The organism is Paenibacillus sp. ATY16, assembly GCF_003399985.2.
Lineage (GTDB): Bacteria > Bacillota > Bacilli > Paenibacillales > Paenibacillaceae > Pristimantibacillus > Pristimantibacillus glycanilyticus.
In genome coordinates this window covers 1-13,462 of the sequence record NZ_NMOK02000020.1, presented here as the reverse complement: position 1 = coordinate 13,462, position 13,462 = coordinate 1, and the positions used below count along the sequence as shown (strand labels likewise).

The window sequence follows — 13,462 nt, the reverse complement described above, 5'->3', positions numbered from 1 at the left end:
TCACTCCTGTCCCTGTTCCATCGTACGCAGAGCCTCCGCGAATTCTTCGCGGGAGATCCGGAAGCTTGTACACCGTTTGAAAAACTGCTTGCCGTTCGCATATCCGATCCCAAGCAGCTTGCCCATCCGAAGACGGCGGTTTGCCGCGTCCGGATGGACGATAAGACCCGCTTCCATCAGATCTTCCCAGGTAATGTCCCCTTCTCCCGCCGCCATCTCCGTCCGCAGCTCGGAGAGCGCCTGACGAATCGCTTCGGGGCTTGCGTTCTCGATTCCGATATCGCCTTTGTACATGGCCTTCTCCTGCGGCAGAAAAGCATGCTTGCAGCCCGGCACGCGCCGAGCGACAATTTTGCGAATTCTCTCGCCCGCATGATCGGGGTCCGTAAATATAATAACGCCTCTGCGTTCCATCGCCAGCTCGATCCGGCGAAGCACTTCCTCGCCAACCGCAGAACCGTTCGTTTCGATCGTATCCGCCTCAACGGCCCGCTTCACGGCTACCGTATCGTCTTTGCCTTCCACCACAATAATTTCCTTAATCACAAGCGAACATTCCTTTCCAAAGCAGCAACTTTCGCTCTTCTTTCACCGTCAATGATTATGCAGCCTGCTTAGCATCTCCATACACACAAAAAGAAGAGGCAGCGCCTCTTCTTATAATGGCATATTTAACAATGAAATACGATAGCGTGAAGCCATTAGCTCGCGGTTGGCTTGGTTGGTCCAAGCACGTATACGGTATACCCTTTTTTCCGGCCGAACTTATTGGCATAGCTTGTGCTGTCAAAGTAAACGTCGATCTTGTTGCCATTGATGGCGCTGCCCGTATCCTCCGCTCTGCGGAAGCCAATGCCTTCGATGTACACCCACCAGCCGATTGGAATAACATCCGGATCCACCGCGATCGTACGGCCTTCCTTCACCTTCGCGCCGGAAGCCGTAATGCCGTATCCCGGATGACTCTCATCCTTGCCCGTAGAAGCTACGCCTGCCGAATAGGCGGTTAAAGTGACATTCTTGAGAATCTTCTTTGCCTTAAACGTTACGCCGCTCTTTGTATAGGAGCCCGTGCTCGCAGCCGAGAGCGTATGTACGTCCTTCTTCGATCCGACCGCTACGACCTGACTGACCGTATGCTTCTGAACGACCTTGTCGACCAGCTTGGAGGAGACAAGAACACCGTTCTCGTACTTTTTCTCCACGCGCTCGATAACGACGCCATTCTTTCCGGATTGCACCAGCTTCTCCTTCCCTTTCTCGAGGGTAGGATCTTGTTTCTTTACGATCGAGAACGGCAAAGTCCGTTCATTCTCTGCTACCTTGGTATCGATGCGGGTAACGGTCACCGTCATTGCCTTCGAAATCTGAGTATCGAGAGACGGGATAACTTTATCTTGATCGCGGACAGGAATATTTAATTTCCCGATCGCCGCCTGTACTGTTTTCTCTGTCGTGTACACCGTCGATGTTTTGCCATCTGCCTTTACGGTAACCGGAACCGCGTACTTGATTTCGATGCGGTCTCCGTCTTTGATGGACGCATTCAGAGGATGAGATACCTCGTCATAGGGTCCAACCGTTATAGCTTGTTCATCCAGTAGGCGTTGCAGGACCCATTGTTTTGTTTTAACAACAGTTTCTTGTCCGTTCACTACTACGGATACGCTCTTATCAGCCGATCCGTACAACAACACCAAAAACATGAAAGTCATAGCGATTGAGATAATTGCACTCAGAACAATCAAACGCAAATTTTCATGCTTCCATCGCATTGCGAAAGTCATGCTGGATGATCGCTTCCCATGGGTCTCCTTAGCTTGGATCATGCCCACTTCTATCGGTCCTCCTTCATAGCCCCGCCGCCAAACTGTTACGCATGATACTATTGACGCGACTATTAAGTATATTGGCGTGACGAGCACGCTCCAGTGTTACGGCCTCCCACCTCCAAGATTTACCCTGTAAAGACTATTTCCGAAGTAGCAAAATCGAAAATAAAAAGAAGCCTTCGACAGAGGATCTGATCGTGGCTTCCTGGGTAATCAAACATTCAGGAAAAGGTGAATACACGAGGTTGATCGCTCTCTATAATCGCTTACGAGGTTAGCTGACGGGTTCGGGCGAGAGAGCTGCCCTATCCGCGGAACGAATGCTCATGGCAATCGCCGCAAAATTCACCCCTGAAGAATTCATACGCAGCACGATGCTTCAAGACGTCTTAATTATGCATCCGCTGTCGTTGGTTCCCCCGCTCTCCGGCTTTCGGAGATTAAGCGCAAACTGGAAATCCAATACAAAAGTTAAAGCTCTGAGAAAAATCATACATTCCTGACCACAGAATTGTAAAGATGCGTTAAAAGACGATTTTAACGAAATTTTAGGATTCTGAAGGCAAATATCGGCGATTCCAACAAGTAAAAAGAGTTTTATCGCCGCTATAGTCCTTATTTCAGCGGTTTTAATCCGTTTTTAAACAATACCAAAACATTTTTTACCGTTTGCGCTTGTAATAACTGCGATTTCTTCCTTGGATTTTCCTGTTATTTCCGCTGCAGCCTCTGCGACCAGGGACACATACGAGCTCTCATTTCTCTTCCCTCTAAATGGATGTGGAGACAAATAAGGGGAGTCCGTTTCGATAAGAAGACGGTCAAGCGGAACGTTCGCAAGCACCTCTTTTGGCACCCTTGCATTTTTGAAAGTGACGGGTCCGCCGAACGAAATATAGAAGTTCATATCGAGGCACATTTTTGCCGTTTCCCAGCTGCCGGAGTAGCAGTGCATAACCCCTCCGACTTCAGACGCTTTCTCTTCCCTCAGAATACGAACAATGTCCTCATGCGCATCCCGGTTATGGATGACAATCGGCTTACCCAGCTTCCTGGCTAGGCGAATTTGATCCCGGAATACCCGGTGCTGCACATCCTTCGGAGAGGTATCCCAGTGGTAATCAAGACCGATTTCCCCTATGGCTACAACCTTCGGATGGGCACAAAGCTGCTCGATCCATTCCAGATCCCCCGGCTCCATGAAAACGCTGTCCACCGGATGCCATCCAACTGCTGCGTAAATAAAATCGTATTTTTCCGCAAGCTCCATCGTCGTTGGAATTGTTTCGCGGTTGAAACCGATATTGATCATTAAATCGACACCGGCAGCACGCGCCCTTTCGATAACTTCGGCACGGTCGTTGTCGAATTGCGGAGAGTCCAGGTGGGTATGCGTGTCGAATAAAGATATCATCTTAGCTGCAAGCTCCTTCTATATAGAGTTAAATTTTGAATAATTCCCGGACAGCCGGGCTTAGCCGGTCAGCAGCGGCGAGCAGGGGCTCGATCGGGTAATAAATATGATACTGGCCTTGATGCAGTCCGCTGATGGATCGTACAATGTCGGATTTCACCGATATTTCGCTTAAGGTGTTATCTTCGTTAAGCAGCAAAATCGGCGCTTTATCCTCTTTCCCGCCTTTTTTCGCATCGGGGCGATAAATGTCGTAAGGCTGGTCAAACGGGAAATCGATTTCCATATGGTAGTCCGGGTTAAGACCGATCGCGATGAACTCCAGAGCCGCTTCTTCCAATAAAGAATCCCCCGGATCATCAAGCGTAATGTATTTGTAGAGCTGGCGATTGAGGAACCGGTCGCACAACCCGGCGAGCAATGCATCCTTCTCTTCGGTCCATAACGAGAAGATCGTCTGCATGTAGGCCTCGTCCAGCTTCAAATAATCCGGTACCGTAATGCTGCCGTCAAGCAGCTTGTTAATGGGTCCCGGCATCCACGAAAAGGTGTAGCCGCTGTCGTACAGCTCCTTGGCCCGGCGGGTGATCTGCCTGAGTATAATCTCCGAGCTCCGGGTAACCGGATGGAAATAAATTTGCCAATACATCTGGTAACGGGACATTAAGTAATGCTCGATGGCATGCATCCCGCTTTCCTTTACGACAATCTTGCCCTGAACGGGACGCAGGACGCGCAAAATCCGCTCCAGGTCGAAGTTGCCGTAGTTGACTCCCGTAAAATAAGCATCGCGCAGCAGATAGTCCATTCGGTCCGCATCCATCTGGCTGGAAATCAGGCTTACAACGATCGGGTTCGGGTACGTCTTACTGATTACCGAGGCTACCTTCTCCGGGAAATCCTCCGATACGCGGCGCAGCACGCGGTTAACTTCCGTATCCTCCAGCAAAATCGCACAGGTCCATTGCTCATGATGAGTGTCGAATACCTGCTCCAGCGAATGAGAAAAAGGCCCATGGCCAACGTCGTGCAGAAGCGCGGCGCAGAGAGCCAGCAATCTTTCCTCCGCCGGCCAACCCGGATACTCGTTACGCTCGAATTGAGAGATGATTTTCCTCGTTATTTCATAAACCCCTAAGGAGTGGGAGAATCGGCTGTGTTCTGCGCCATGAAACGTCAAATAAGAGGTTCCAAGCTGGCGAATTCGTCTAAGCCTCTGAAACTCCTTCGTGTTGATCAAATCCCACACCGTCTGATCCTGCACGTAAATATATTTGTGCACCGGATCCTTAAAAACCTTCTCTTCGGTCAGCTGCTGATTCACTCGCCCTTTCAACCCCTTTGTTCATGGTTTCGACACAAAACTCTGGTAGAATGTCGAATACTGTCGTAATATAGTTTCCAAATTGTCGAAGCTGTTGTATTCTATAGTAAGATTAATATGACCTTGCTATAGAGTCAAATTCCCGTAAATATAGGTCTAGTAAGCTCTATTAAAGACTTTCTCGGTTGACTATTATGGGAATCGTTGGTATTATAGTAGCCATAAAAAGAAAAACTATGTCGAATAGTGACGAAATGTAATTTCCTGAGAGGAGAAACAAAATCATGATGAAATCTACTGGTATTGTACGTAAAGTCGACGAATTGGGTCGTGTTGTTATTCCAATCGAATTGCGCCGTACCCTTGGTATTGGCGAGAAAGATGCTCTGGAGATCTATGTAGACGGCGAGCGTATTATGCTTAAGAAATACGAGCCTGCATGTATCTTCTGCGGCAATGCGGAAAACGTATCCTACTTCAAAGGCAAAATTGTTTGCCATATTTGTTTATCTGAGATGCCTTCTCCTGTGACAAAATAAGAAATATAGGTTATAATAGAAATACACCAACTTGTTAATTCTAACCTTTTTATACTCCTTGATGCCTTCCTGTGCTAGAACCCGGCCAGGAAGGTCTTTTTTTGCCCGAATAACGCAGTAATCTATCGATTAACTGCGTTATAGACTTCCCTCTTTGGCAGGCCACGGTCTTGGGCCGCTTTTTTAATGGCTTCTTTGCGGTCGATGCCTTCAGTCTCGTAATGGGCGACATGCTCTTCAAGCCCAAGTGTTGTCCACCAAATCTCTCCGTTATCTCCCGCATCCCCCGATCCTGCAGCTGCCCCTTCAATAATAAGGCAGTACTCTCCCAGGGGAGGATTCTCCTCAAGAAAAGCAAGACATTCCGATATGCTTCCGCGCGCAGCCTCTTCATGGCGCTTAGTAAGCTCCCTAACCATCGCAATCCGCCGATCGCCCCAGTGTTCCAGCATCGCGTCCAGCGTCTTTTTCAGGCGATGGGGAGATTCATACATCATAAGCGTCCCTTCTTGACGGGATAGACGGGTCAGCCATTCGGCAAGCGGCTTTTTATCCCTTGGGGGAAATCCCGTGAACATGAACCTGTCGGTCGGGAGTCCCGATATGATCAGCGCCGATAAGGCCGCATTCGCTCCCGGTATTGGCACTACCTTTATACCCGCTTCCACGGCATCTTTAACAAGGTCAGCCCCTGGATCACTGACGGCAGGCAAGCCTGCATCGCTGACAAGCGCAATAGACTGTCCTTCTATTAATAGACGGATAAGCTCGCTTCCGCTAGCCTGCTTATTATGCTCATGATAGCTGACCAATCTGGTGGCTATTTCGAAATGCGTAAGCAGCTTGCGTGTCTGCCTTGTATCTTCAGCGGCAATAAGCTGCACTTCTTTTAAAGTCCGGATTGCCCGGTAGGTCATATCCTCCAGATTGCCAATCGGAGTACCTACCAAATATAGGATACCATAATCGTTATCCGCTTGATCTTTAAAGCTTTTTTGAATTTGTATCATTGCCTTGCTCCCTCCCGTCCGTAATATTGTTTATTCGTATACAAAGACCGGCGGCAGCAGCCTAAGCTCCGGCTTGCCGTCGCGTATCGCCTCTATTAATACCATATTGGCCTCCCCTTGCGCATTGGGATGGATGAACTGCACGCGCTTGGGCTCAAGACGGTATTTCCGCATCGTCTCCATAATATCGATAAACCGCGAAGGACGGTGAACCATAGCCACCTTTCCTCCCGAACGGACAAGCCTTGCGCAGGCATGAACGACATCATCCAGCGTGCAATGTATTTCATGACGGGCGATTGCGTAATGATCATTCTCGTTGGAGTCGCCTGCTTTTACCGCCATGTATGGAGGATTGACCGTTACGGCGTCATAAATACCATTGCCGGCTTCTTTCATGAATATTTTCAGATCCGCCTCTATAATAGAAACCTGCTCCGACAGGTTATTCATCGCTACGCTGCGCCTTGCCATGTCCGCCAGTCTTGGCTGAATCTCAACCGCATCGATCCTCGCATCGGTCCTGGTCGTCAGCAGCATCGGGATTACCCCGTTTCCCGTGCAGAGATCAAGAATTCGTCCGCGCTTCGGAATGGTAGCGAACTTCGACAGCAGCACCGCATCCAGGGAGAAGCTGAATACTTCCCGGCTTTGGATGATATGGAGACCCGTCTCCGTCATCAGATCATCAATTCGTTCATTTGGTTCCAGTCTTACTTCCCGCACCTTTGACCTAACTCCCCTGACATAAAGATACCGCCCTTCATAGACAAGGACGGTATACTTGCAATGTTCTATTATTTATTAAGGAAGGATAAGCAGAACAAGCAATCTCCTTCTGTCCTCAAATGCCCGTAATATACGTTGCAGATGTGGAATCCTTCGTGATACAGCCTAGCCAAATTATCATGCGCCTCACCGACGAGACCGGCTTGCTGCGATGTATCGTGAACCGTATCTTCCTCCGCATGCACTGCAACCTCCCGGCGGGCAGGCTGGACAGCTTGTCCCCCTTGGCGGCTTGCAGTCGACTTTGGCTTCGGCGACGTCTCTCTTTTCAATATTTTGCGCAGCTGTTCGTTTTCCATGCTTAGCTGCTGATTTTCCTCCAGCAGTTCTTTCACACGCTGCTTCAAAACGCCCAGATGAACATGGAAATCACCCATCCGGCTTTCTAATTCATCCATTTGATTAAAGATTTCTTTGTTCTCCAAGCTTTCACCCCAGAGCTTTCAAACGTAGTCGTTCAATTTTCCTTCACAACCACATCGTCGAGCGGCAGCTCCTTCGGTTTACCCGACACATCGAACAACTGCACGTACACAGACTTCGTGGAAGCGTTGATGCCCGTTACTTTGCCTTCGCCATAAGACGTGACGACGATTTTGCCAACGGAAGGAAGCTCCTCCCGCACGCTTTCGTAATTGTCATGCTCATATTTCAAGCAGCACATAAGACGGCCGCATAACCCCGAGATCTTCGTAGGATTTAGCGATAAGTTCTGATCCTTGGCCATCTTGATGGATACCGGTTCGAAATCCCCGAGCCAAGAAGAGCAGCATAATACACGCCCGCATGGCCCGATGCCCCCAAGCATTTTCGCTTCGTCGCGTACGCCGATTTGCCTAAGCTCGATACGCGTACGGAACACACTGGCCAAATCTTTTACCAACTCCCGGAAGTCGACCCTTCCTTCAGCCGTAAAATAGAAAATGATTTTGTTCCGGTCGAACGTGAATTCCACATCAACCAGCTTCATCCTGAGCTGATGATCTCTTATCTTGTCCAAGCAGGTGGCAAAAGCGTTCTTCGCGGCGGCACGGTTCTCCTCCACGACCTTCGCATCTACCTCGCTGGCAATCCGGATCACTTTCTTCAGCGGAAGGACAACGTCTTCTTCACCGACTTCTTTCTGTCCGACCACGACTTTACCGTATTCGATCCCCCTGGCCGTTTCGACAATTACATGCTGGTCCTTGTCCACGGGGTGCAGGGCTGGATCAAAGTAATAAATCTTGCCCGCTTTCTTAAAGCGGACACCGACAACGTTATACAAGGATTTAGCCCTCCTGTAGGTTTACCAATAGTTGCTCGACAGCAAGCTGCGGAGATACGTTGGAACGTATTTTTTTACCCGCTTCAAGCGTGTGCTCGATACAAGCAATCCAGCTCTCGATCGGGCGGTTAAACGCATGCTTGCCAATCCAGTCCAACTGATCTATATAAACAATACTTTCCTGCCTTCCGGCCTGAAATTGAATCATGTCTTTGAACCATAATACAAGTAACGACAGCATGAGCTGCGTTTCACCCGCAAGGTCCGTTTTGAAAAATTGCTGCTGGGCGGTGAGCATTCCCGCGGTGAATCGGGTCAGACTCTCCTTCCCTAATTGTATCACTACGTTTCTGATTTCTGCAAACTGATTCTGTTGGATAATCTCTCTAGCACCATCAAGTCCGGAGCTCAATTGAACGGCTGCGCGGGCCAGAGTCGGCGGTGCTCCCTCGTTAACCAGAGACTGCAGCATTTCGTTTGCCGAGAATGGCAGGAACGGCACCCACTGCGCCCTTGAACGAATGGTTGGAAGCACGGCTTGTCCATTATCCGTAATTAGTATGGCAACAATAGGAGAAAGCGGCTCCTCCAAAAATTTAAGCAGACTATTCGCTGCCTGAAGGGTCATTGTCTCCGCGCGTTCGACAATATATACCTTCCGTGAAGTACCGCTTCCCCGGTAAGCAAGCTCGCGCTGGAGCTCGCGTATTTGATCAATCTTGATGGATTGCCCATCCGGCGTAATGGTCAGCAGATCCGGCTGATTCCCATTCTCGAATTTACGGCATTCCAGGCAATGATCACAGGCGTCATCCCCGCCAGACGTGCAAAAGAGTGCCTTGGCGAAGGCTCTGGCCATAGCCTTTCTTCCTGTACCGGAAGGGCCGTAGAACAAATAAGCATGCGAAACCTTGTCGCTCTGCAGCGCATGCTTTAATATTCGCTTCGCTTTCCATTGGCCGGCTACTTGTTCCATGCTCATTGCTGCTTACCCTTTCTAAAACAATAAATTAATTAGAAGTCCGCGAATTTCTCCGATCCGGCCAAGCAGCTCGAGTCTGCCTTGTTCCGTCTCCAGCAGCTCCTCTGCCATGGATACCAGCGCCGAATCAATTTCATCGAGCAGCTTGTATCGCTTGGTCCGGCCTCTTCGATCAAAACCGCGCAGCTCCTTCAGCCCGATCCCGCGTTTGACGGTATCCTCCAGAAACCGCTTCACCATCTGCCGGTACATCTTCAGCTCACGGACCGTCATCGTTCTGGCCAGACGCTCGCCTTGATTATGAATTTCCGTAAGCTTCTGCTGCAGCTGCTCCTGCGTCCGCATGGCATCCTGCTGTACCAGGGCGTCAGAGAAGCTTCTGGCAGGAGCCGGCTTCGTCGCCGTATCTCCGCCTGCACGGTTCTGGCCGAGCGGACGCCAGCTTTGATCGATTTTCATCGCTATTCACGTCCAATCAGAAATGTTCGAAACGCTCAACAGGTACGACGAATACCGCCGCTCCCCCTACTTGCACCTCTACAGGGAAAGGAATGTACGAATCGGTCGAACCGCCAATCGGTGAAACAGGCGTAACCAGCTGATCTCTCACCTTGCAGTTCGAACTGATCACTTGCAGTACCTCGTGAACACGCTCATCTTCTATACCAATCATAAACGTTGTATTGCCTGCGCGAAGGAATCCCCCCGTACTTGCAAGCTTGGTAGCGCGGAAGCCATCCTTCACAAGAGCATTCGACAAACGGTTGCTGTCCTTATCTTGTACAATCGCAATGACTAATTTCATCCTCATTCCTCCCAATTGGTTAGGTTAATAGAACAGGCACGAAGTCATTCCTACGTTGTTTATTGCACATCGGCTGCGAAAAATCCTTTAAATCTGCGGTCAATCGTCAAAATAACTTCTTCCAGTACAGCATTTGCCGCTTTTCCCGCATCAACCTTCACGATCCGCTCCGGAAACTGCTCTAGCAGCTTCCTATAGCCTTCCCGCACTAGCTGGTGAAAAGCAAGCGACTCCAGGTCCAGGCGGTTGACTTCGCGTTCGCCTGCGGCTCTGATCCGGGCTAATCCAACCTCCGGATCGATATCCATGTAAATCGTAAGCTGAGGCATGGCTCCATCCACCGCAAAACGGTTGATCGACCATACCTCCTCCATGCCCAGTCCTCTGGCATGGCCCTGATAAGCGAGGCTGCTGTCCACGAAACGGTCGCAGATGACAATCTGACCGTCCGCAAGCGCCGGCATAACCTTCTCGACCAAATGCTGGCGTCTTGATGCCGCATACAGCAAGGCTTCCGTGCGCGCATCCATTCCCGTGTGGTTACGGTCCAGGATAACGGAACGGATCTGCTCCGCAATCGGGATGCCGCCTGGCTCGCGGGTCGTAATGACGGTTTTGCCCCGCTGCTGCATCGTATGCGCGAGCTGCTCAATCAGTGTTGTTTTGCCGGCACCTTCGCCGCCTTCTATGGTAATAAAGATTCCCTTATTCAACCTCGTATGGCTCCTAACCTTAGGCTACTCAACACTATAGTTGTGTATAGTATATATTTTAACAAAGTTCTAACAAAGCGAATACCCTTGTACTACTTATTTTAACCTAATTAACGCGAATATACGGCAATTGTCTGCATCCTGCTGTCGACCGCTCCCTGAAACTTGGCTCCAGTCTCGGCTAATGTCGAAATATACCCTATCATCTCTTTGGTCAACACTTCTCCCGGGTAAAGAATCGGTATCCCCGGAGGATAAGGTACAACCATTTCCGCGACCTCATAGCCCTCTGACTCTACCAACGGCAGCCTTAGCTGCTCCCTCTTTTTCCGGCTCCATTCTACCGGCTTCAGCGGAGTTGAGGAACCAATACCCGGATAGGAACTTGTTGAAACTCTTACGCTCTTGATGGAGCTGTTTCTGATGATGTGTTCGATCTGTTTGCAGGCAGCCTGAAGCTTTAACCTAGCGTCATCTCCTGTCCGGCATCCCCACACCAATACTACATGCTTGATATCCGCCATCTCCGCCCAGCAGCCCTGCTCCTCCAACAGCTTTTGCAGTTCAAAGCCGGTGACGGTCCCTGTACGATCCCATAAAACAACTCTTAACGGATCCAAGTTATCGTAGGCTTCCGAGCTTTGATTGGACGGGAGTACCTTCAAGGCCCCTTCCTCCTGCTCTACCCAAGACCGGAATGCCTGTACGGAAGCAACTCCCGGTTCAAACCATGCTGCCCCATACCGGTCTACCATAACGCGCGCAACATCAAGGGATGCCATAATCGGAAAAGACGGACTTGAACTCTGAATCTCGGCTAGTACTTCTTTTATCGATTCTCTTGGAATCCGGTCCCCCTTCAGATGAAGCATTGCTCCCATCGTTAAGGCGGACAGCGTCTTATGAGTAGACTGTACAACCGCGTCCGCACCGGCCTGAATAGCCGACTCGGGAAATGAAGGATGTAATCCGTAATGCGCGCCATGCGCTTCGTCTACAAGCAGCATACTATTATAGCCGTGTATGAGCTCCGCATAGCTCGTCAGATTTGCAGTCATGCCGTAATAATTGGGATTGGTCAGCATTACGGCTTTAGCTTCGGGATACAGCTTAAGCGCTTGTTCTATGCTCTCTAATGATGGGGTTGTTGGCAATCCCGTTTCCTCATCCATTCTAGGCGTGACAAATACCGCTCTCACCCCTGCTAGCTTTAATCCGTTAAGGACTGACTTATGGACATTACGCTGAACGATCATGAGATCGCCAGGCTCGTATACTCCAAGGATCATCGCCAGATTTCCGGATGTGCTTCCCCCTACGAGAAAAAAGGTCTCATCGGCCCCGAAGCATTGCGCTGCAAGCCTCTGCGCTTCCGCTATGGATGCCTCCGGATGATGCAGATCATCGGTAGAGGACAGTTCCGTCACATCCAGCTTCATCATGCAGGACAGCCAATTCATTGCTTTGTTTTGTTCCTGCTCATATATATGCCCATATCCGTGCCCTGGTACGTGAAATCCAACCGGCTCCGTCTCATAATGCTGTACTAATGCTTCGAACAAAGGGGCGTGCGAACGGTTCATGGTCTAAAAGCATCCCTTCTATCTATTATTCGTCTATTGTAACGGATTTAGGCACAAAAAAAGAGCGGCATCCTATTAGAAGGACTCCGCTCAGGCGTTTTTCTCAATAAAAATCTGTTTCATTTGATGAATAAAGAAAGGGTACTTGGCGTCCTTAACGTCTGTTCGAACCATCTCGGATTCGCATGACTCGCAAATAAACTCAGACACGATGCGGATACCTTCACCCTCTGCTTTATGCTCCCCGCATATAATGCAATGAAGCGCGCGTTCCTCCGACATACCCATCCCGCCTTTCTGTCATCCTATATAGCTATTATTATGGCATATATTCTAGCGGTTTATACTTGTTTCATAGCCCATTTCAAATATTTCTATATCGTATGCAGCATCCGCCTAATTGGTGAATCCAAAACTGCCGATATACTACCTGAGTAACGAAGAAGGGAAGTACAATATGCGTCAATCCTTATTGGAACAGCAAGCGGCCACGATCTATCAATATAAGCTTGTCCGGAGGAAAGTCATTCGCCCTGAGCTAGTCCAAAGCCATATCCTCATTGCAGTCATCCTGCTGGCCTTCCAGCTGCTGATGTACCGCATGGACGGCTTGTTCAGTTGGCTCCTTGGTTTTGCTATCGTGCAAGTCATTCATCTTGTTATTCTACTGCTTGCCTTTATACGCGTTGACGATGCCGTAGACCGGCGCTGGGTTTGGGGAATTACGCCTCCATGGTTCGGCTTTAAGCCCGCCAACGATATCCGCCTTGCCCTATACCGCCGCGTACACCGCCACCTCTTCTGGATTGGCCTCTGCGCAGTTGCGGTTATGTATCCATGGATCCAGCCGTCCCTCTTGATCAGCATCCTCTGCTGGCATTTATGGCTTATCGTCCCTCGCATGCTCTTATCTCTTGCCTTCCGCAAGCAGCGTAAAGACGGCATTCTCCGCCTCCAAAAAAACGAAGCCTCTTATTATCATCAATAAATACCGGGACAAAACAAAAAACCTGCCGCGAAATGCGGCAGGTTCTTCATTGCTTGGCGACGTCCTACTCTCCCAGGACCCTGCGGTCCAAGTACCATCGGCGCTGGAGGGCTTAACGGTCGTGTTCGGTATGGGAACGCGTGGTTCCCCTCCGCCATCGCCACCAAACGTAAGCTCTTGGCTTATTCAAAGCTTGCGCCTTGAAAACTGGATGCG

General features: G+C 49.8%; 16 protein-coding genes, 1 rRNA gene and 1 riboswitch. Of the genes, 2 read left to right on the top strand and 15 right to left on the bottom strand.

Annotated elements, in window-relative coordinates; translation table 11 throughout:
* The 4 genes from rnmV to CFI03_RS11430 form a co-directional block, all read right to left on the bottom strand.
* Positions 1–546, bottom strand: coding sequence for a ribonuclease M5 (gene rnmV / locus CFI03_RS11445; protein ID WP_248757487.1), 546 nt, complete (start codon positions 544–546; stop codon positions 1–3).
* Between the two features lie 155 nt (positions 547–701).
* A complete protein-coding gene (locus tag CFI03_RS11440; protein WP_248757486.1) occupies positions 702–1,835 on the bottom strand; it encodes a ubiquitin-like domain-containing protein in 1,134 nt (377 codons plus the stop codon).
* Positions 1,836–2,079: 244 nt separating this feature from the next.
* Positions 2,080–2,289, bottom strand: a riboswitch (cyclic di-AMP (ydaO/yuaA leader).
* A gap of 183 nt (positions 2,290–2,472) precedes the next feature.
* Positions 2,473–3,246: a TatD family hydrolase gene (locus CFI03_RS11435; protein ID WP_127497030.1), complete on the bottom strand. Its 774-nt coding sequence runs from the start codon at positions 3,244–3,246 to the stop codon at positions 2,473–2,475.
* Between the two features lie 28 nt (positions 3,247–3,274).
* Entirely contained in the window at positions 3,275–4,570 is a 1,296-nt protein-coding gene (locus tag CFI03_RS11430) for an HD domain-containing protein (protein ID WP_201008804.1), read from the bottom strand.
* A gap of 284 nt (positions 4,571–4,854) precedes the next feature.
* Between CFI03_RS11430 and CFI03_RS11425 the strand changes: the two genes are divergently transcribed.
* Entirely contained in the window at positions 4,855–5,109 is a 255-nt protein-coding gene (locus CFI03_RS11425) for an AbrB/MazE/SpoVT family DNA-binding domain-containing protein (RefSeq protein WP_012772023.1), read from the top strand.
* A gap of 122 nt (positions 5,110–5,231) precedes the next feature.
* On the opposite strand, the gene rsmI is transcribed toward CFI03_RS11425, so the two are convergent.
* From rsmI to CFI03_RS11375, 10 genes are all read right to left on the bottom strand, one after another.
* Positions 5,232–6,119 (bottom strand): 16S rRNA (cytidine(1402)-2'-O)-methyltransferase, encoded by an 888-nt coding sequence (gene rsmI, locus CFI03_RS11420; protein WP_248757485.1) that lies wholly within the window; start codon positions 6,117–6,119, stop codon positions 5,232–5,234.
* 30 nt (positions 6,120–6,149) lie between these two features.
* Entirely contained in the window at positions 6,150–6,800 is a 651-nt protein-coding gene (locus tag CFI03_RS11415) for a tRNA1(Val) (adenine(37)-N6)-methyltransferase (protein WP_236013587.1), read from the bottom strand.
* 116 nt (positions 6,801–6,916) lie between these two features.
* Positions 6,917–7,333 carry an initiation-control protein YabA gene (locus CFI03_RS11410; protein ID WP_201008806.1) on the bottom strand — a complete coding sequence of 139 codons (417 nt, stop codon included), beginning with the start codon at positions 7,331–7,333 and terminating at the stop codon, positions 6,917–6,919.
* A 32-nt stretch (positions 7,334–7,365) separates the two neighbouring features.
* Positions 7,366–8,175, bottom strand: coding sequence for a PSP1 domain-containing protein (locus tag CFI03_RS11405; RefSeq protein WP_127497040.1), 810 nt, complete (start codon positions 8,173–8,175; stop codon positions 7,366–7,368).
* Positions 8,176–8,179: 4 nt separating this feature from the next.
* Complete coding sequence (gene holB / locus CFI03_RS11400) at positions 8,180–9,157, bottom strand: DNA polymerase III subunit delta' (RefSeq protein ID WP_127497042.1); 978 nt, start codon at positions 9,155–9,157, stop codon at positions 8,180–8,182.
* A 15-nt stretch (positions 9,158–9,172) separates the two neighbouring features.
* Entirely contained in the window at positions 9,173–9,616 is a 444-nt protein-coding gene (locus CFI03_RS11395; protein WP_127497044.1) for a YaaR family protein, read from the bottom strand.
* A gap of 16 nt (positions 9,617–9,632) precedes the next feature.
* Positions 9,633–9,962, bottom strand: a complete 330-nt coding sequence (locus CFI03_RS11390; protein ID WP_012772016.1) for a cyclic-di-AMP receptor — start codon at positions 9,960–9,962, stop codon at positions 9,633–9,635.
* A 59-nt stretch (positions 9,963–10,021) separates the two neighbouring features.
* Complete coding sequence (gene tmk, locus CFI03_RS11385; RefSeq protein WP_201008808.1) at positions 10,022–10,675, bottom strand: dTMP kinase; 654 nt, start codon at positions 10,673–10,675, stop codon at positions 10,022–10,024.
* 110 nt (positions 10,676–10,785) lie between these two features.
* A complete protein-coding gene (locus CFI03_RS11380) occupies positions 10,786–12,258 on the bottom strand; it encodes an aminotransferase class I/II-fold pyridoxal phosphate-dependent enzyme (protein WP_248757484.1) in 1,473 nt (490 codons plus the stop codon).
* Between the two features lie 90 nt (positions 12,259–12,348).
* Complete coding sequence (locus CFI03_RS11375; RefSeq protein ID WP_127497050.1) at positions 12,349–12,540, bottom strand: sigma factor G inhibitor Gin; 192 nt, start codon at positions 12,538–12,540, stop codon at positions 12,349–12,351.
* Positions 12,541–12,715: 175 nt separating this feature from the next.
* Between CFI03_RS11375 and CFI03_RS11370 the strand changes: the two genes are divergently transcribed.
* Positions 12,716–13,246 carry a transposase gene (locus tag CFI03_RS11370; protein ID WP_201008810.1) on the top strand — a complete coding sequence of 177 codons (531 nt, stop codon included), beginning with the start codon at positions 12,716–12,718 and terminating at the stop codon, positions 13,244–13,246.
* A gap of 51 nt (positions 13,247–13,297) precedes the next feature.
* Here CFI03_RS11370 and rrf read toward each other — a convergent pair.
* Positions 13,298–13,414, bottom strand: a 5S ribosomal RNA gene (gene rrf, locus CFI03_RS11365).
* Positions 13,415–13,462: the final 48 nt, after the last annotated feature.